The organism is Myceligenerans salitolerans, from assembly GCF_017349295.1.
In the GTDB taxonomy this organism is placed as follows: Bacteria; Actinomycetota; Actinomycetes; order Actinomycetales; family Cellulomonadaceae; genus Myceligenerans; species Myceligenerans salitolerans.
Genome location: NZ_JAFMPK010000034.1, coordinates 35,076 through 54,426 on the forward strand (window position 1 = coordinate 35,076; position 19,351 = coordinate 54,426).

At 71.9% G+C, this 19,351-nt stretch carries 13 protein-coding genes; 4 read left to right on the plus strand and 9 right to left on the minus strand.

Going from position 1 to position 19,351, the window contains the following annotated elements:
* Window positions 1-62: 62 nt before the first annotated feature.
* Window positions 63-2,021, minus strand: coding sequence for an RICIN domain-containing protein (locus J0911_RS08575; RefSeq protein ID WP_242636478.1), 1,959 nt, complete (start codon window positions 2,019-2,021; stop codon window positions 63-65).
* Window positions 2,022-2,186: 165 nt separating this feature from the next.
* On the opposite strand from J0911_RS08575, the gene J0911_RS08580 reads away from it, so the two are divergent.
* Window positions 2,187-2,831, plus strand: coding sequence for a TetR family transcriptional regulator (locus J0911_RS08580; RefSeq protein WP_307864986.1), 645 nt, complete (start codon window positions 2,187-2,189; stop codon window positions 2,829-2,831).
* A gap of 14 nt (window positions 2,832-2,845) precedes the next feature.
* Here J0911_RS08580 and J0911_RS08585 read toward each other — a convergent pair whose 3' ends face one another.
* Window positions 2,846-3,502, minus strand: a complete 657-nt coding sequence (locus tag J0911_RS08585; protein ID WP_207275043.1) for an SDR family oxidoreductase — start codon at window positions 3,500-3,502, stop codon at window positions 2,846-2,848.
* A gap of 88 nt (window positions 3,503-3,590) precedes the next feature.
* Between J0911_RS08585 and J0911_RS08590 the strand changes: the two genes are divergently transcribed.
* Window positions 3,591-6,488: an AfsR/SARP family transcriptional regulator gene (locus J0911_RS08590; protein ID WP_207275044.1), complete on the plus strand. Its 2,898-nt coding sequence runs from the start codon at window positions 3,591-3,593 to the stop codon at window positions 6,486-6,488.
* On the opposite strand, the gene J0911_RS08595 is transcribed toward J0911_RS08590, so the two are convergent.
* Together J0911_RS08595 and J0911_RS08600 are read right to left on the minus strand one after the other, a co-directional pair.
* A complete protein-coding gene (locus tag J0911_RS08595) occupies window positions 6,416-7,549 on the minus strand; it encodes a helix-turn-helix transcriptional regulator (RefSeq protein WP_207275045.1) in 1,134 nt (377 codons plus the stop codon). The genes J0911_RS08590 and J0911_RS08595 overlap by 73 nt on opposite strands.
* A gap of 83 nt (window positions 7,550-7,632) precedes the next feature.
* On the minus strand, window positions 7,633-8,925 hold the full coding sequence (locus J0911_RS08600) for a DUF418 domain-containing protein (protein ID WP_307864987.1): 1,293 nt from the start codon (window positions 8,923-8,925) through the stop codon (window positions 7,633-7,635).
* Window positions 8,926-9,218: 293 nt separating this feature from the next.
* Here J0911_RS08600 and J0911_RS08605 point away from each other — a divergent pair, with 293 nt between their 5' ends.
* The gene (locus J0911_RS08605; RefSeq protein ID WP_207275046.1) at window positions 9,219-10,631 is read left to right on the plus strand and encodes a hypothetical protein; all 1,413 of its coding nucleotides are present in this window, start codon (window positions 9,219-9,221) and stop codon (window positions 10,629-10,631) included.
* Between the two features lie 82 nt (window positions 10,632-10,713).
* Here J0911_RS08605 and J0911_RS08610 read toward each other — a convergent pair whose 3' ends face one another.
* From J0911_RS08610 to J0911_RS08630, 5 genes are all read right to left on the minus strand, one after another.
* Window positions 10,714-10,968, minus strand: a complete 255-nt coding sequence (locus J0911_RS08610; protein WP_207275047.1) for an acyl carrier protein — start codon at window positions 10,966-10,968, stop codon at window positions 10,714-10,716.
* Between the two features lie 223 nt (window positions 10,969-11,191).
* The gene (locus tag J0911_RS08615) at window positions 11,192-12,655 is read right to left on the minus strand and encodes a hypothetical protein (protein WP_207275048.1); all 1,464 of its coding nucleotides are present in this window, start codon (window positions 12,653-12,655) and stop codon (window positions 11,192-11,194) included.
* A 72-nt stretch (window positions 12,656-12,727) separates the two neighbouring features.
* The gene (locus tag J0911_RS08620) at window positions 12,728-16,516 is read right to left on the minus strand and encodes an ACP S-malonyltransferase (protein WP_207275049.1); all 3,789 of its coding nucleotides are present in this window, start codon (window positions 16,514-16,516) and stop codon (window positions 12,728-12,730) included.
* Between the two features lie 202 nt (window positions 16,517-16,718).
* The gene (locus J0911_RS08625) at window positions 16,719-17,174 is read right to left on the minus strand and encodes a MarR family winged helix-turn-helix transcriptional regulator (protein WP_207275050.1); all 456 of its coding nucleotides are present in this window, start codon (window positions 17,172-17,174) and stop codon (window positions 16,719-16,721) included.
* Between the two features lie 154 nt (window positions 17,175-17,328).
* The gene (locus J0911_RS08630) at window positions 17,329-18,561 is read right to left on the minus strand and encodes an MFS transporter (RefSeq protein ID WP_207275051.1); all 1,233 of its coding nucleotides are present in this window, start codon (window positions 18,559-18,561) and stop codon (window positions 17,329-17,331) included.
* A 198-nt stretch (window positions 18,562-18,759) separates the two neighbouring features.
* On the opposite strand from J0911_RS08630, the gene J0911_RS08635 reads away from it, so the two are divergent.
* The gene (locus J0911_RS08635) at window positions 18,760-19,305 is read left to right on the plus strand and encodes a YbhB/YbcL family Raf kinase inhibitor-like protein (protein ID WP_207275052.1); all 546 of its coding nucleotides are present in this window, start codon (window positions 18,760-18,762) and stop codon (window positions 19,303-19,305) included.
* The last annotated feature ends 46 nt before the right edge of the window (window positions 19,306-19,351 follow it).

Below are 19,351 nucleotides of genomic sequence, written 5' to 3' on the forward strand. Positions count from 1 at the left end.
GATCGGCTCCCCGAGCGGCCGGCCGTTCGGCACCGGGCCCACCACGTCCGTGCCCCGCGGGATCAGCCGACCGGGGTGAGCCGGAAGCGCTGGGTCACGGCGCCCGTGCACGGCTGCTGGGTGAAGCCCGTGCCGTCCGCGTCGGTCCCGGCGCCGAGGGTCAGGCAGCTGCCGCTGTGGCGGGCCGCGAACGTGTACGTGCCGCCGGTCGCGGCGGGGAGCCACTGCTGGTTGGTCCCGCCCACGTACGTCCACAGGTGTACGCGTGTGCCGTCGGCCACGGCGCCCGGACCGCCGTCGACGTCCCAGGACGTGCCCGCGTGCTGGTTCACGACCTGGTAGTGGCCGTCCGACGTGGCGCGGAACTGCCAGCGCTGGTTGGCCTGGGCGGCGTCGCCGCAGGCCCACTGCTGCAGGCTGGTGCCGTCGGCGGTGCCCCAGTCCGCGGCGTCGAGGCACTTCCCGCTCGCCTCCGGGATCACGTGGTACCAGGCCGCGGGGTCGATCCCGGGCGCCGGCCCGGCCCCCTGCGGATCCCACACGAACGTGGCCACGGAGCGGCCGGGCAGGGTGTAGGCGAGCGATCGCCCTTCGTCGGTGATCGAGAAGGTCCGGGCGCCGCCCGCGGAGTTCACCACGTAGGCGACGCGCGTGCCGTCCGGGTTCTGGAGGACGACGTTCCCCACGTCGCCCGAACCCGCGCCGGACCCGATCCGCCGGGCGCCGGCGTCCACGAACCTGGTGAGGTGGCCCAGCGTGTAGAACTCCGCGTTGCGGCTGACCGTTCCGCCGGCGATCTCGACGACGCCGTTGCAGCGGTCGTCGCAGTGACCCTGGTGCGGGCCGCCGTTCTCGTCGAGCGCGAGGTTCCAGGTGATGACGGTCTCGCCGCCGTTGCGCAGGTTGCGCACCACGAGGTTGTCGGCGTGCCACATGAGCGTGTCACCGAACGTGGCGGCCGGGTCGGCGCTGTCGGTGCCGGAGCACTCGGTGAAGTACACGCGTTCGCCGGCGTCCACGATCTGCGACTGCGCCTCGGGCGATCCGCCGTAGCAGTGGAAGGCCGCACCCTGGACACGCGCGATGTCGTTCGTGGACGCGAGCACCTGCAGCGGGTAGTCGGGACGGTCCCAGTTGTGGTCGTAGGACCACAGCTGGGTGTCGAGGCCGGCATCGGTCAGCGCGGCGTCGAGCACGCGGAGGAAGGCGGCCTGCTCGTCGGCCTGCATGTCGGTGGACGGGTAGCTCGTGGCGAAGAGCGGCTCGTTCTGCACGGTGAGGTCGGCGAGGTGCACGCCGGCGTCGTCGTACGCCTGGATCGTCCGGACCAGGTAGCCGGCGTAGTCGTCGTAGTGCTCGGGCAGCAGCTTGCCGCCGTTCAGTGAACCCCCGGACTTCATCCACGCGGGCGGTGACCACGGCGACCCCATGAACCGGATGCCGGGGTTCACCTCGAGCGCGCGGCGCAGGACGGGGAGGATCTCCTGCTCGTCGCGCGCGACGCTGAACGCCCCGGGCGTGTCCTCGTAGGTGTAGAAGGCGCCCGCGTTGAAGTCGCTGCTGCCGAGCGGCTGGCGCAGGTAGTTGAGACCGATGCCGTCGCCGTCCCGTGAGAACAGGGAGCGCAGCAGGTCGTCCCGTGCGCCGGGCGACAGGTCGTTGATCAGCGAGGCGGAGGCCTCCGTGACGGACGCGCCGGCGCCGGTGAAGCGCTGGTGCGTCGTACCGGCGTCGACGGCGATGTCGGTGGGGCGCGGCGTGGCGTCGAACGCGACGGGGCCGGCGTCGGCGAGCCGGCTGGCGCCGTCGGCCGTCGTGATCCAGACATCGGCGGTGGTCGGGGCGGCGACCCGGTCGGCGGCGGGGACGGGGCCGGACATGGAGCTGCCGGCCGGCAGGGCGGTGGCCGGGACGACGGCGATCGCGGCGCCGACGGCCGCGACGGCGACGGCGCTCAGCGCCGCGAGCGGCGCCCGGGCGGGTGATGGGCGGGTGGGTGATGGACGGGTGGTGCGCTTCATCGCGGACTCCCTCGGTGGATGGACTGCGCGGCCAGCATAGCGCTACTTACCGAGTAGTCGGTAGGTAGCGCGCGCACCTTACGAGACGGTCCCGAGCGCCCTCAACGCCGGGCCTCGGCGAGACGTCGTCACCGCACGCACGCCGCCGGTCCGTAGACTCGCCGGGTGACGAACGAGGCGGAGGAGCGACCCAGGGTCCGGCTCCCGACGGCGGAACGCCGGGCGGAGATCCTGCGGATCGCCATGGAGACGTTCGCGACGCGGGGCTACCAGAAGGCATCGCTGGCCGAGATCGCGACGCGTGCCGGACTCACCCAGGCGGGCGTGCTGCACCACTTCCCGTCCAAGGCCGGGCTGCTGACCGGCGTGCTGGACCTGCGCGACGAGACGGACATCTCCGAGCTCGGTACCGAGCGGCCGCGCGGGCTCGCCTTCCTGCGCCACCTCGTGGAGACGGCACGCCGCAACACGGAGCGTGAGGGGATCGTGCGGCTGTACGCCGTGCTCGCCGCGGAGAGCGTGACCGAGGGACACCCGGCGCACGACTACTTCGAGGGCCGGTACCGGGGACTGCGCGCGATCCTGGTCGACGCGCTCGAGGAGGCGCGTGGCCAGGGCGAGCTGTCCGCGGATCTCGATGCCCGGACCTGCGCGAGCATCATCATCGCCGTCATGGACGGCCTTCAGGTCCAGTGGCTCCTGGAGCCCGGCTCGGTCGACATGGCCGCTGCCACGCAGTCGACGATCGAGCGCCTGATCGGCCGTGCCCTCCCGGAGAGTCCTCGCCCGGGATCCGCCGACCAATCCTGAACGTCGGAGCCGGACTACGCCGCCGCCCGGGCCACCGCGTCGGCGACGGGGGTGTCCCCGCCCACGAGGTTCCACTGGTGGCCGACGGCGGCGTCGTCGTCCAGCACCGCGGCCAGCACCGCGGCGACGTCGGCCCGGGTGACGTCGCCGTGGGCGACCTCGGGGCCGAGGGCGACCAGGCCCGTGGCCGGGCCGTCGGTGAGCCGGCCCGGGCGGATGATCGTCCAGTCCAGGTCCGACGCACGCAGTGCCGCGTCCGCGTCGCGCTTCGCCTCGACGTACGCCCGCCACACCTCTCCCCGGTCCGGCGACGGCAGATGGTCGACACCGATCGCCGACACCTGCACGAACCGCGAGATCCCGGCCTCGGTCGCACCGTGGACCGACTTGAGCGACCCCTCCAGGTCGACCGTCTGCTTCCGTTCGATGTTGCCGTCCGGCCCGCCACCCGCCGCGAACACCACCGCGTCGCAGCCGGAGAACGCCTCGGCGAAGTCGGTCGCCTCCGCCTGTTCGATGTCCAGGAGGCGGACCTCGGCCCCCAGACGCCGCAGCTCGTCGTGGTAGGACTCGTTCCGCACGAGCGCGACGGGCTGGTGGCCGGCCTCGACCAGGAGCGGGTGGAGCTGCAGAGCGACCTTTCCGTGGCCGCCGACGATCGCGATGCGCATACGCCCCACGATACGGGCGACCTCTCACGAGTCGAGACAGCGACCCACTTTGCTGGCCAGATGCCCGGACGCAGGACATCATCGGCGCGTGACCGATGCCGCGCACGACGACGCCGGCCCGGCCGGCGCCCGGCGCGCCGCCGCCGGGCAGCCGCCCGAGCCGCCGGGCCCCGTGGAGATCCGGCTCCTCGGTGCGCCCGAGATCGTCGCCGGCACAGGTCCGGTCGAACTCGCCGGCAGACCGCTCGCCCTGCTGGCCGTCCTCGCGCTCTCGCCCGGCGAGCCGCTCCCGGCCGAGACGCTGACGGACCGGCTCTGGGACCCGCAGGACCTGCCCGCGCGGCCACGCGCGACGTTGCAGACCTACGTGGCGCGGCTGCGCGGCGCGCTCGGCGCGGAGGTCGTCGAGACGGTCCGGACCGGCTACCGGCTCGCCGCCTCCCGCGTGACGGTCGACGTCGACCGGTTCGCCGAGCTCGCGGCACGTGACCTCGGCGCCTCCGCCGGCGAGCGGCACCGGGACCTGTCCGACGCACTGGCCCTCTGGCGCGGGGACCCCTTCCACGACGTCGCCTCCGGCTGGCTCGCCACCGAGGCCCGCCGCCGGCTCACCGCCCAGTACCTCGACGTGCTCGAGGAAGCGGCCGATCTCGACAGGCAGGCGGGGGAGCCCCTCCGGCGCCTGCACGACGTCCGAGCCGCCTGCGCGGCGCACCCCTTCCGGGAGTCGCTGTGGTCGCGTCTGCTGCTGGCCCTCCAGGCCGCCGGACGCCGCGCGGAGGCGCTCGCCGAGTACGAACGCCTGCGCGCCGGGCTCGCCGGTGAGCTTGGTGTCGACCCGGCCCCCGAACTGCGCGACCTGCACTCCGTCCTGCTCCGCGACGGGCCCGCCGGCGGGGGACCGGACCCGGACGTGCCCCGGCAGCTCCCGGCGGACGTCACCGACTTCACCGGTCGCGAGAGCCTGCTCGCCGCCCTCGACGCGAGACTTCCCCGCGACGGCGGTCGCTCCGTCGTCGTGCTGCACGGCCCCGGCGCCGTCGGCAAGACGACGCTCGCCGTGCACTGGGCACACCGCGTCCAGGAACGCTTCCCGGGGGGCACGCTCTACCTCAACCTGCGCGGCTTCGGACCGGGGCCCGCCGCGAGCGCCTCCGAGGCGCTCACCACGATGCTCGGCACGCTCGGAGTTCCCGCGGCCGCCGTCCCGAACGATCCCGACGGTGCCGCCGCCCTGCTGCGCAGCAAGCTGTCCGGGCGTAGCACCCTTCTGGTGTTCGACAACGCCCGGGACGCCGAGCAGCTCCGACCACTCCTGCCCGCGTCGGCCGCCTGCGTCGTGGTGACCAGCCGCAAGACACTCCGTGGCCTCTCGGCAAGGGGCGAGGGCGAGGCACTGGCGGTGCGGCCGCTGACCGAGGAGGAGTCCGTCGCTCTCCTGCGCGAGGGTCTCGACGAGGGGTTCCGCGCTCCCGAGCACGCCTCCGCCCTCACCCGGCTCGCCCAGCTCACCAGCGGGTTTCCCCTCGCGGTGCGTCTGGTCGCCGAGAACCTCCGCCGGCATCGAGCGGAAGGGCGGGACCCGGCCGCCGCTCTCCACGCCGTCGGCCGTGAGCTGACGGACGAGAACAGCCGCCTCGACGCCCTGGACGCCGACGGCGACCCGCTCGCGGATCTGCGGGCCGTGTTCTCCTGGTCCTACCGGGCGCTCGACGACGCGGCCGCCCGCATGTTCCGGCTCGTCGCGCTTCACCCCGCCGGTGGTTTCGGCGTTCCCGCCGCAGCCTCGCTCGCGGCCCTCGACGTCCGGACCGCCCGTAGGCTGCTCGTGCGCCTCGTCGACGCCAGTCTCCTGGACGTCGTCGCACCGGACCGGTACGGGATGCACGACCTGCTGCGCGCCTATGCCGCCGATCTGCTGCGCGGTGACCGCGCCGAGACCGACGAGGCCCTGCCGCGACTGCTGACCTGGGCCGTGCGAAGCGCGTACGCGGCGACGACGACGTTGCGCGCCGACCTCACACAGACCGACGACGGGCAGCGTGCACCGGGAGCCGTCGTGGAGACGTTCGAGGACTCCGCGCAGGCCTCCGCCTGGCGCCGGACGGAGGGCGAAGGCCTGCTCCGGCTGGTCGAGGACGCCGTGGCGACACCGCATCGGGTCGCCGCGGGCTGGCTCGCGATCCGCCTGTTCGACTACATCCGGGCGGCGAGAATGCCGGAGGACGCCGTGCGGCTCTCGGAACTCGTGCTGCGCTCGCTGGGCGGTGAGGGAACCGGTGACCTGCGCGGGCTGCTGCTCAACGCCCTCGCCGTCGGCCACGCCCGCTGCGGCCGGATCGACACCGCGGAACGGGTGCTCCTGGAGGCTCGGGAGCACCTCGCGAGCCACGGCACGGGGCACGCCGACATGGTGGTGCGGGGCAACCTCGCGCGCGTGTACGCGCTGGAGGGCCGAGGCGACGAAGCGGTCGCGCTCGCGAGGGCGAGCAGCGGGACGGGCGCGGAGCCGGCAGATCGTCTCACGTGGGATCGCCTGGCCGCACTGATGGATGTCTACCGCGAGCTGCGCCACATCCCCGAGATGATCGCGGTCGCGGACGAGATGCTCGCGGCCCTGGGGGCCGTCGGCGGGCGGCGGGCCGCCGTCACCCGGTACACCCGGGCCCGGGGTCACCTGAGCCTGGGCCGGCCCGACATCGCGCGGGAGGACGCCCGGCTCGCGGTCACGGGCTATCTGGAGTCGGGCGAACCGTGGCGTGCCGCCGGTGCCCTCCGTCTCCTCGGAGAGATCGAGGCCGCGGCGGGCAACGGCCCCGAGGCGGTCGCGGCGTGGCGTGAGGCGCTCGCCATCGTCGACGCCACGGGTGAGCTCGACGCCACGGACGACCTCAGCCGTCAACTGCTCATCGACTACATCGCGGGCGTGGCCGCGGCCGACGCCAGCGCGGGCCGAGCCTCCACCGTGGTGGCCGGACCCGCCTGACCGGGGGTGCCCGCGCGGGACGCGGCCGGGTGCACGGGACGCGGGGGAGCGGACTCCGCCCGGTGCGGCCGCCGGGCGGCGGGCTCGCCGTGGTCGGCTCCCGCCAGCAGCCGGGCGCCCAGGGACGTGAGGGTGTGGACCACGTAGCGTCCGTCGCGCCGGGACACGACCAGGCCTGCCTGGCGCAGGACGGCGGCGTGCTGCGACGCGGACGCGGCCGAGGTGGCCGTGCGACGTGCCAGTGCGCCCGTTGTCACCGGCGTGACCAGCGCCCGCAACGCCGCGGCGCGGGTACGGCCGAGCAGGAGCGCGAGCGCGCCGGCGGACTCCTCGTACCGGCGCGACCCGTACGGGGCGTGCACGAGGGGCAGTACGAGCGTCGGCTCCAGAGCAGGGTCCTCGAAGCTGACGGGCGTCTCCCCGCAGAAGTAGGACGGAACGAGCCGGAGGCCACGGCCCCCCAGGTAGAGGTCCCGGTCACGCCTCCCGTCGTCGATCCGCAGCACCCGGCCGGACCATGTGACGGCCGGGTGCAGCGCCGCCAGCGCCTCCTGCGTCCCGCCGGTCACCAGCGCGTGTGCCCGGGCGGCACGATCCGTCTCCACGGCCGACCGCACACGGCTCCACACCGGCGCGACGGCGTGGGCGTGGTAGGCCGTGATCGTCAGCCGGAGACCGTGCAACGCGTGCCGCCTCCCACCGGCGAGCTGCCGTACCCAGCCGGACACGGGCCTTGCGACGTCGAGCCGGGAGAGCTCCGTGGCGATCCGTCGCGCGGGCGTGCCGAGCACGGCGTCGACCCCCGTGGTGAGGTCGTCGCTGCCCGTCTCCGGGACGAGGAAGTCCGGGGCGTACCCGCGCGACGGCGTGAGGTGCAGGTACGGCACCGCCCGCCGGGGAAGGTCCGGGACCACCGCGGCACGCCACCGTGCGAGCTCTCCTCGTGCCCCTTCCGGGTCGTTCACGAGGCGCGCGCTCAGCCGGGTCTCCCACAGCGGGTCGGCCTCCGCCGCCAGCCGGACACGCCCGAGGTCGTCGGCGGTGAAATGGATCCGCAGCATGCCGGGCCTCCGTCAGGTGGATGGTCGGGCGCCGTCCGGCACCCGTACCACCCAGCTGACCAGGCGTCGCTTTCAGATCGCTGTCACGCGGCTGTCGGTCGTCGCGTTCCCCGCCGGCCGTACGCCAGCCCGCGCAGCACCACCTCCGCGGGGCCCCGCGCGCCGCGGTTCTCCTGCCAGACGGCGAACACGACCGTCAGCCCCCACACCCCCACGGCGTAGAGCAGCATCGACCACGACGACAGGTGCTCGCCCAGGCCGAGGCCCCAGGCGGCGAGCACCGGCGCGCACAGCACCGACTGCAGCAGGTAGCAGGTCAGGGAACGCTTGCCCACGGCCTGCAGCGCCCCCGCGACCGGCCCGTCGACCTGGAGCGCGCTCGTGAGCCGGACGCCGGGCGCCGGAGCCTCGCGCCGCCGCCGGGCGACGGCGCGCCCCACGAGGCCGAAGAGCGCGACGTACCCCAGGCCGCCGAAGAAGCCCGTGAACGCCTGGACCAGTTCGAAGACCCAGGCCGACACGTCGGGGACGCGCAGCACGCCGACGTGGTAGAGATCGCCCGGAACCGCCCCCAGCATGCCGAGCGGGATGCCGATCGCCGCGACACGGCGCAGCAGTGGCAGATGGTCCCCGGGATTCTCCAGGATCCGGCGGCGGCCGGCCCAGAAGGCGAGCAGGATCATGATCGGGACCACGAGCCCCAGGACGCCCTGGCCCGCCGTGATGACGACCCACATACCGAGCCTGGCGCCGACGGAGGCGAGGTAGGAGTCCGTCGTCATCGAGGTGTCGTCGATCTGGAAGCTCGCCGCGAGCTCCGCCGCCTCCGCGGGCGGGAGCTGCGCGGTGAAGTACGCGCCGACGACGGCGAGCGCCGTGCCGATCGCCAGGAGACCCAGCAGGACGGACGCCCACACGACGAGCGTGGTGTCCTTGCGGCGCAGGAAGAGCCACACCAGGAGCAGTCCGGCCAGGCCGTACGCGCCCAGGACGTCCCCCATCCAGAGCAGGGCCGCGTGGACGAGCCCGAAGATCAGGAGCCACAGGTTGCGGAACTGGAGCAGGCGTCCGGCCCGCTTCTCGGAGGTGCCGGCGGCCAGCTGCCGGGAGTACAGCTGCATCATCCCGTAGCCGAACATGAAGGCGAACATCGGATAGATGCGCAGGTCGACGAAGGTGATGATGAAGACGTCGGCCACCCGGTCGAGCCACGACCCGTCGACCGGGTGGGAACTGCCTGGCGAGGTCTCCCGACCCCACAGGTAGAACGGGGTGTTGGCGACGGCGATCAGCAGCAGCATGAAGCCGCGGGCGAGGTCGGGCGCGGGGGACCGCTCGGCGGCCCGGACGGGTCCGCGGGTGAGTGTGGTGGACACGAGGACATCGCAGCACGCGGACACGGGGAGCGCCAGGAAAGTCGGGACGTGCGGCCCGGCGTTCCGCGAGCTCGCCGCCGGTCGGGACCGCCCCTTCTCCGGGCGGCGGCAGAAGCCGGGACGACGTCACGACGTTTTACCGTCTGTGCAGGTCGTGGCGCTGTATCGTCGGAACGGGTTCCGTCGGGACCGCCAGGGGGGCACTTCCTCGAACGCGCCTTGGAGGCATGGTGAAGGCTACGTCGCGCAGGCTTCCCGTTTCCGGACTGGCAGACCTGTCCAACGAGTCCCGCATGATCGTGGCTCCTTGGAGCCGCCTGATCCGGGGCATCGGCCTCGGCCAGTACCCGATCGACTACGACCCGGTGATCGCCGGGTACCTCCGCACGACCTTCGACCAGCTCGCGGAGCGGATCCCGCCGTCCAACCACTACGTGCACTTCTGCCGGGCGCTGATGGACCTCGTCCTGAGCGTCGCGGATCCCGGCCGTGAGCGGGACGAGGCGCGCTTCGCGCGGTCGGTGACGGCGCTCCTGGACGCGGCTCGTGCCGAACGCAACCCCTACTTCCGGGCGATGGCCGGCAGCCTCGTCCTGGACACGTTCGCCAAGCTCGACCTGGACGTGTCGCTCCTGGTCAACGATGAACTCGACTTCCCGCAGGAGGTGCTCGCGACGCTCGACGACATCGCACCGGATCAGATCGCGGACGAGAATCGTGGACGGCACGGCGACTACGAGCGGCTCTCGGCCTCGTCCAGCGTCTTCCTCGCCATCGGCCAGGTCGGTCTGCGCGACCGGCTCGTCACGGACCGACGCAACCGTGTGGTCGAGGCGCTCGGCCTCCTGGAGAACATCCCGGCGCCCTACTTCCGCGGTCGTGCCGGCTCGATGTTCCTGAGCGTGGTCGGGCTTCTCGGCTACGAGGAGTACGTCTTCGACGGCGAGAGGGACTACATGGCCGAGACCCTCGAGTACCTCACCCGGGCCGACGAGCTGGGCATCTTCCCGTCCTTCCCGCAGGAGATCCCGACCGCGTGGTCGAAGGTCTACCCGCTGCTGACGATGCTGAACGCCATCGCGGTGTGCGGGCGGGCCGAGTACCTGAACACCCCGGTCGACTGGCTCGCGGAGGCCAGGACGCTCCTGGACCGGATTCCCTGGGAGCACCGGGTGCACATGAGCGAGTACTACGTGATCGCCCTGCACAACCTCGGGCGGCTGAACGGGGAACTACCCGACCTGGACGCGTACCTGCGCGAGGTCACGGCGGTGCTCGATCTCGCCGACCCGGGTGCGAACTTCTTCCCCGACGGCATCTCCTACCCGTACATCATCGAGCTGGCGATGCTCACCGGCCGGATGGACCTGATCCCGGACCGGTCGCTGGAGCGCATGGTGGACGCCCTGCGAGACCTCGACAAGGGCGTCGACCGGGCCAACAACGCGTTCCCCGTCAGCTATGTCCTGAACGTGCTCGGTGAGATCGACGAGGCGATGCTGATCTTCGCGCCGCGCGAGCGGTACGAGGGCCGGTCGGCACTGGAATGGGTGGTCGCCAACCTCTCGGAGGGCGGCAAGGAGGAGCGCCTGCGGCTCTACATGATCCCGCACGCGCTGGTCAGCCATGCGCTACGGATGCGCGGGGCGCGCGCCCCGGAGACGGCGCTGTACCGCGGGTTCCGGTACCGCCTCGCGACGGCTTGACCGCTCGCGGAGCATGCTTCGCCAAACCGCCGGCTCGCACGCCGAGCCGGCGGTCCCGCGGAGTCCCGGCCGACAGGTCGGCTCAGTCCTTCCGGCGTCCCGCCTCCGCGACGACGTCGTACACGCCGGCCAGATCGGCCATCCTCGGCACGTCCTGCCGTTCGATCGTGATGCCGAGCGTCTGCTCCAGCCGCGTGATGATCTCGATGGTGGCCAGCGAGTCCGCCCCGTGACGTGCGAGCGGGCTGGTCTCGGAGACGTCGGACGGGTTGACGTCGAGGATGTCGCAGATCAGGTTCTTGATGTACCTCTCGGTGGTGTCATCCAGACTCGACACGCTCGCCCCCATGCAATCGTGATCGGGTTGGTTCCAACCTTAGAGGGAGCGTCGGCACGTGGTGTCGTCGTGGGTGTGGTGCCGGAGCGCCGGCGACGGTGCCTGGAGCCGCTCGGGTCCGGGCGGCGTCAGGACGGGCAGGTGCCGTACACACGACACCTGCCCGTTCCCCGGGACCGCGGCGAGTCTCCCCCCGAACTCGCGCGCGGCCGGTCTCAGCGCGTCATGGGCGGGCCTCCCGCTCGGCGAGCCCGAACGTGAAGTCCTGGAACATGCGCGACTCGGCGGCGTCCGCGCCGCGCTGCCGCAGTGCGTAGCCGATCAGCGCGTGATCGAGGATGTGGAGCCGGCTGCCCTCCTCCTCGGCGTCGGGCGAGAGGTGAGCCGCGACCCACTCGAACGCCGACCGGCCGCCGTACCGCTGCCGGGGCTCGAAGAGCCGGTCCACGGCGTCGAGCTCGCCGAGGACGTTCACGAGGTAGCCGAACGGATACGGGCGGTTCGTCCGGTCGATCTCGTTCCGCTCGAGGTCCGTGTACGAGTCGACCACCCGGTCCAGCAGTTCGTCGGTCACGAGGTCGGTGCGGCCGGTCACCATCGCGGTCTGGATCATGTACGGGTAGGCGATCCCGTTGAGGAAGAAGTTGTCCCCGGGATCGACGCTCCGCCAGGTCCCGACGATGTCCTCGACGAGACGATCCAGCGAGGGCAGTTCCTGGCCCGTCAGGCCCAGGTTGTGCAGCGCCACGATGTAGTACAGCCCCATGTGCGTGCGTTCCGCGGACGAGAGCGCGGCGAACAGCTCACGCACCTCCGCGAGGCGGTCCTTCCCGTGGGTGAGGTACTCCTCGCGGCCGGTCGCGGCGACGGCGTTGAGCATCGTGAGCAGTGGGTAGATCCGCCCGAACGCTTCCGTCATCGGCTGCGGGAACGCCGGCGGCAGGGCGAGCTCGTCGGCCCGGTCGAGGTAGTCCAGGACGTCCCGCACACGGTCCCGGTCCCCGTCGAGCGCGAGATCCTCGAGGCCCAGCAGCGAGGTCGCCGTCAGGAGCATCGAGCCTCCGCGCCCGCGGAAGAACGGGCCGGGGATGTGCTCGAGCAGGTCCAGCGCGTCCAGGACGAAGTTCCGCGGGCCGGTGACCAGCCGTTGCTGGATCCCGAGCTGGCCGTGGGCGAGCAGGACCGCCGTGCTGGCCGAGAGCCGTTCGTAGTCGCCGTGCCTGCCCTGGTTCTCGTCCTGGATGCGGTCCGGTTCGATGTCGTCGACCATGGCCACGACCTTTGCGGGTACGTCCATGGCGTCGTCCGAGACCAGCGCCGGTTCCAGGCCGAGCTTGGCCGCGCCGTCCAGGAGGATGCAGCCGGCCATGACTCGCCAGTACGGGTCCTCGACGCGGCGCACCGCGTCGAGCACGTCGTCGATCCGTCGCCCGGCCGCCTGGCGTCCGAGGGTGACCCGTGGGTCGGTGACGTCGAGGGCGAGTTCGGCCATGAGCCGGCTGAACCGGTGGTAGGCGTTCGCGTCCGTCACGCGTGCGCCGATGAGGTCGAAGGCCGTGCGGATGCGGTCCGCCGCCCGTGGGTCGAACCGGACCGGGTACTGGCCGAGGCCGATGCCCCGCACCAGCCGGCTCCAGGGCGTCGCGATCGTGCGTGACTCGTTGCCCAGGTCGTCGAGTCCGGTCACGGGCGGTGTCGTCGAAGCTGTTCCCATCGTGGATTCCCCCTTGTTCTGTGGTCGGTGAGCCGGCACCGCGGATCAGGGCAGGGCCGGGACCGGGACCCCGAGGAACGACGTCCGCCTGCCCTCCAGGATCTCGACCGTCCAGTTGAGCCACTTGATGCCCTCGCAGTAGATCGCGACCGGGCGGCGCTGCACGTGGTAGGTGTCCGTGAGCGTTCCGTCGAGCTCGGCCTGGAAGTGGAACGGCGGCATCGCGGTGAAGTGGGTGCCCATCATGAAGACGAACCGCACCAGCCAGTAGGGGTCGTCGGCGAGGTAGGGGGATGCGGGGTCGTCCAGCCCGAGAGCCTCGGTCATGACCGTCGCGAAGTGGTCCTCCATCCCGCGCGGGCTCTCGTGGTCCACGTCCAGGCCGCGCTCCACGACGTCGCGGACCTGGTATGCCCGCTGGAAGGGATTCCCTTCGTCGAACTCGATCCGCACGTGAGCACCCGCCCCCGTGGCGGAGGTGCGCACGTCGAGCCGGAAGTGCTCGAAGTGCATCTCGTCGTAGTGACCGATCGAGTTGTGCCACGGCTTGTTGTCGTACATCGGGTCGTCGATGGTCGCCCGGCCCGTGCTGCGGTAACCGATCGCCCGTGGATCGAGGAACTTGATCCCCAGGGTCGCCGGCGTGATCGCGGCCAGCGCCGCGTCGACCTCCCGGCGGGGCGCACCCTCCTCGATCAGTCTCTGGGCGGTCCGGAGCGGGGCGGTGTGGGTGAGCTTGATGTTCTCGGTGTTGGTGTCGCCCATGACGAGCGAGTGGAACCGGGGTTCGAGGATCTCGTGGTGCTCGGGGTGCTCGCGGAACCAGCGCACGAGGGCGAGCGCGTTGCGCTGGGTGACACCGTTGACGGTGATGGTCTCGGGATCGAGCAGCGCGGTGCCGAAGGTCCGCGGCGCCGTTCGCCGGCACAGTTCGAGACGGTCCTCGATCTTCCGGAGGTAGGACTCCTCGAGGGTGCCCCCGGGAGCGGGTACGCGGCCCACCGCGTGGATGTCGTGTTCGAGCACCTGGTAGATCGCCTGGTAGATCTTGGCGACGACGCGGGGCGGCGGTGAGCAGCGCTCGATGTACCGGCTGACCTCGTCCCCCGGGACGAAGCTCATCTCGTAGATGACCTCGTGGTGGGTGGCGGGCCCGTCCTGGCCGGCAGCGGGCAGCTCACGTTCCAGGACGTCGTAGACCTCCGGGAAGTGGCGGTTCACCGGGTCGGGGAGGTGGCGGAGGAACTCGGCCTGCTGGCGCGCCTTGGCGAACGGGGGGAGCATGACGCCCGTACCGTCCGGCCGCCAGGCGGCGGTGACGAGGGCCTCGCTGAGGATCTTGCGGACGACGGTGCGTGTGCTCCCGTCCTTGACCAGGAAGACGGTCATCGACTCGCTGCCCCCCTTGCCGAACCCGACGACACGCTCGTCGGACCCGATGTACCCGTTCACCGTGGTGCTCAGGATCCTGCGGCCCTGTGCGTGGTGCAGGACCATCCGCTTCTCGACGGTGAGGTCGAGCGCGGAGTCGTCGTCGAGCCGGTCGAGCGGGACGTTGACACCTCGCTTCGACAGGTCGAGATCCGAGGTCAGGACGATCGTCCGTTCCGGTGTCCCGGCGCCGGGGCGGACGGCGGCCGCGGGGAGGAAGGAGACGGTCCAGGTCTCTCCGGCCAGGTGCGTCGCGCGGACGCCGGCGTCGAGCACCCCGTCGAGGAACACCGCCCGGGTCGCCGTGGCGATGTCCCGCCTGCCGTAGAGGGGGACGCCGTCGGGGGCGATCACCGGCGTGCGCGCGTCCCGCAGCACGGCCTCCAGGCGATCGAGCGCACGGACGAGAAGGTCACGGTCGTGCGTACCATGCCGCCGCAGTTCGTAGAGCTCGACGACGTCCGCCGGGGAGGCCGCCCCGGAGACGGCGAGGGCGGAGAGCCAGCCGAGCGGGTCGTCCCCCTGGAGGTACTGGTCACGCTGGGCCAGCACGGCGGGGCGGTACAGGCGCATCAGGTGGTAGAGCGAGTAGTGGTAGGTGATCCGGTCCACCGTGCCCGTCACCGGGACGGCGTGCCCGCTGTGCTCGGTGAGACTCTCACGGACCATGCGCGCGAGCGGCTGGTCCGCGACGAGCCGCCGCACCTGCCGGCGCAGGATCATGTCGTCCGCCCCGGAAAGGCCCGTGAAGCGCAGCACCAGGGTCTCAGGGCTTCCCGTGTCGGCGACGCAGCGGTCGGAGAAGGTGCCGCGAGCGTCCACGGTTCGCAGTTCGAGGTAGTTCCGCCCCAGGTGGGCGCGGTCGCCCACGGTCCGCTTCTTGCGCCGGGAGCGCAGCACGAGCTCACCGGCGCCGACGTCGATCGTGTGCCGGTGGGCCAGGGTGTGCTGGAACGCCTCGAGGAGCCGGTAGTACGCCGGGGAACCGTCCTGCTCGGTGCGGAGCATCTCGCGGGTGACGATCCGGCTGATGGCACGCGCGGTGTAGGCCTCCGTGAACGGGTCGTCGGCGAAGGAGCGGAACAGTGATCGGAGTACCTCGAGGTGGCGCGGCTCCAGCTGGTCGCCCTGGGAGCGGATCTGTTCGAGCTCTCGTTTGAGGCCGCTGACACCGTTGATCGCGCGGAAGAGCCGGTGGGCGTCCACCGACGCTCCGGTGTAGGCGATCACCGGGGTGCGGGCGTTGCTGTCCTGGAGAAGCTTGACCGACTTCTCCCCGGGCCCGAGTTCGATCGCGAGGTCGCTGTGCAGGGCGTCCAGGACCTCGACGGTCGCATGGGAGTCCATGACCTGGTCGGTCATCGCGAGGATGGCCTCGTGCACATCCTCGGCGGCGGTCAGCACGCCGGAGCGGTGGTTCGCGATCACGGGGACGCGCGGTGTCATGGCCTGGATGCCGTTGACCTCCATGAACCACTCCAGGCCGGTGCGTACCGGCGCCATGCGCGCCGAGTGCGCCAGGAACGTCGTCGGCTCCTTCAGTTCGGAGACCTCGACCGGGCCCAGGCCCCGCACGAGGCGGTCGAACGCGGTCCGCGCGCCCGCGCGCACGTAGACGTTGGTCTGCGTGGGGGAGTAGCGCTTGTGCACCTCGACGTCCCGCGGGTCGAACGCGTTGCTGACCTGCTCGAAGGCCGCCGCGAGCACGTCGGGTGGCCCCTGTACCCCGAGCACGTGGTAGGGCTCGGGTGCCACAGGGCGTCCCACGGAGTCGGCGGGTAGGTACTCGGCCAGCTCACGGGCGAGCGGCTCGCCGTCGTGCAGTCCTTCGGCGGCGACGAGCGACAGCGGCGTGAAGATCTTGGCGATCCGGGTTCCGTCGGCCACGGACAGGCTTCCGCTCGCCATCGCGGCGCTGAGGATTCCGAAGCTCTCGCCCGTGTAGGCGCGGAACGTGAGGGCCGTACCGTTGCGCTCGGCCGTCGCGCGAAGGTATGCCTCGAGGGCCAGGCTGTGGGTGACGACGAGCGTGCCGATGTGTCCTTGCCGTGCGAGCCGGCCTGTCGGGAGGTCGTCGGGCGAGCCGAGCAGACGCGCGGGCGCCACGCCGAGCGTGTGGGCGGCCTCGTCGTAGATCCCGGCGATCTCGTCGATCCCGGCGTCCAGGAGGAACGAGCCGAGGTCACGGTAGGCGGCCCTGCTGCCGAGGCCGGGGAAGACCCCGACGAGCCGGGCCTCGCGGCCCTGCGCGAGATATTCCGTGATGGCATGAGGGGATGCCGCCGCCAGGTCCGTGTGGTATAGCGAATCGACGATGTTGCCGGGGCCGGCTTCGGCCGAGTCGAGATACGCGGCGATCGCACGCTCGAACGTGGGCGAGATCGTCGATGTTCCGTGAGCCATGGTGCACACTCCTTACCGAGGAATGGTGCTGTCTTCTGGGGGACGCCCGCCGGGGGCCGGCGGGAAATTGCATGGCGCAGTGACCCCCGCGCGCAGTCGGCGCGCCGCGGGGGCGGAGGGTGACACGGTGGCCGGCCGCGCGGGGACGGCCGGCGAGGGGGTGTACCGGCCGCGGGAAGGCGGCCGACGATCAGCTAGGGCCTCAGGAGCACGAGGCGGGTTGGGACTCGGCGGCCCGGATCCCGGCCACGATGGGGGCCAGGTCGGGGTTGCGCGAGGCTTCGTCGAGGGCGTCGCTCAGGATGGAGTCGTGATCCGGACGTGCTTGGTCGAGCAGGGCGAGGCCGGCGGCGGTCACGTTCGTGTAGATCCCCCGGCGGTCGTCGTCGCACAGTGCGCGCGCGAGCAGGCCGCGGCCCTCGAGCCGTGTCACGAGACGGGTGGTGGCCGCCTGGCTGAGCACCATCGCCATGGCGAGCTGGCCCATGCGCAGATGGTGCTTCTCCTGGCGGGACAGGAGCTCGAGAACCCCGTACTCGTTCACGCTCAGCTTGTAGCGCTCCTGGAGCATGCGTTCCAGGCGGACCTCGATCCTGGAGTGCAGGACGGCCAGGAGACGCCATCCATGGACGAGGGCTTCGACCTCGTCATCTGGCATCACCACGGATCAACCTCCCGAGTGACCGGCTGGGCTGGGCCCTGACGGTAACACAGGCAGGGCTTCCGGAGGCCGGTACCGTCCGGCCCGGCCGGACCGGGGCACGAGCTCCGTGGCGGCGGCCGGCCCGGCCGCGAGCCGGCCGCCGTGGAGGTCAGCCCGATGAGGCGCTGACGGAGGACGGGGCGTCCTGGCGGGCGGCGCCGGAACCGGCGGCCACCGTGGTGGTAGCCGACGCTCCGGTGGACCGGCGCATCGCCGCCGTACCGACGAGAAGTACGACGAGACCACCGGCGGCGAGTGATGCCCCGACCCATAGCGGTGAGACGAACCCGTAGCCGGCGGCGATCGTCACGCCGCCCAGCCAGGCTCCGAAGGCGTTTCCGACGTTCAGGGCGGCGACGTTGGCGCTGGAGGCCATCGTCGGCGCCTCTGGTGCGAACGTCATGATCCTCAGCTGAAGGCCAGGGGCGGTACCCAGGCCGACGGCACCCAGCAGCACCAGACCGATGACGGTGGCGACCTGGTTCTGTGCCGTGAGGGCGAACAGGGTCAGCACGGCTCCCAGCAGAGCCATCAGCGTGACGAGCGAGGGGGTCAGGGCGCGGTCGGCGATCTTCCCGCCGACCAGGTTGCCCACGAACGCGCCGACGCCGAACACGACGAGCAGCCACGGCACGGCGGCGGGGGAGAACCCGCTCACCTCGGTGAGAGTGAACGCGATGTAGGTGAACGCCCCGACGACCGCGCCGAAGGCGAGGACGCCCACGAGGATCGAGACCCAGACCTGGAACTTGCGGAACGCCACCAGTTCCTGCCGCAGGTTGCTGCCCTTCGCCGCCTCGATCGCCGGGACGAGCACGAGGATGCCGATCAGGGTGACGACGCCGATGGCGGTGATGGCCCAGAAGGTCGAGCGCCATCCGAGCTGCTGGCCGAGGAAGGTGCCGAGCGGGACACCGGCGACCGTGGCGACCGTGAGGCCGCCGAACATCAGGGAGATGGCGCTCGCCTGCTGGTTCTCCTTGACCATCTTCGTGGCGACGACGGCGCCGACGCCGAAGAAGGCGCCGTGGCACAACGCGGCGACGACACGGCCCCCGAGCATCGTCAGGTAGTCGGGCGCGACCGCCGAGATCAGGTTGCCCAGGATGAACAGCACCATGAGGGAGACCAGCACGGTCTTGCGGTCGAACCGCACCACGGCCGCCGTCAGCGCGATCGCCCCGACGGCGACGGTGAGCGCGTAGCCCGAGACCAGGAGGCCGGCGACGGACTCGGTGACACCGAAGTCCTCGGCGATCTCCGGCAGCAGGCCGACGATGCCGAACTCGGTCAGTCCGATACCGAACCCTCCCAGTGCCAGGGCGATGAGCCCGATAGGCATGTCAGTTCCTCTCGTAGTTCCAGGTGGCGCGAACAAGGTCGATAGTTGCACACGCGGACTATCTCGACAAGCGGTTTATGTGTCATCGGAGTTAAGTGTTACGGTCTGCGCCATCCGGCAGGATGGTGCCGGACGGGCCGGCCGGCACTTCCGGCCCGAGGAGAGGCCGATGGAGAGACCGAAGGAAAGGACCGACGCATGAGCGGCAACAACCCGTTCGCCCGTCTCCCCGAGACCGCGACGTTCACTCTCACCAGCAAGACCGTCACCGACGGCGGGCAGTGGCCCGCCGCGCAGATGTCCGGCGCGTTCGGCGTCCCCGGCGGCGAGGACGTCTCGCCGCACCTGGCGTGGAGCGGCGCGCCCGAGGGGACCCGGAGCTACGCCGTCACCGTGTACGACCCCGATGCCCCGACGGGGTCCGGCTTCTGGCACTGGGCGGTGGCCGACATCCCGGCCGACGTCACCGAGTTGCCCGAGGGCGCGGGGGACGAGGCCGGCTCCGGTCTGCCGGAAGGTGCCCTGCAGCTGCCGAACGACGCCGGCGCGGCGCGCTTCATCGGCGCGGCGCCTCCCGCCGGGCACGGCGAGCACCGGTACTTCGTCGTGGTCCATGCCCTGGACGTCGACTCCGTCGGGGTTCCGGCCGGGTCCACCCCCGCGTTCCTGGGCTTCAACCTGTTCGGCCACACCCTCGGCCGGGCGTACCTCCAGGTGACGGCGGAGATTCCCGCGGAGGGCTGATCGACGTCACGCGCGGCGACGTCTCGCGCCGGTGTCTGCGCCGGCC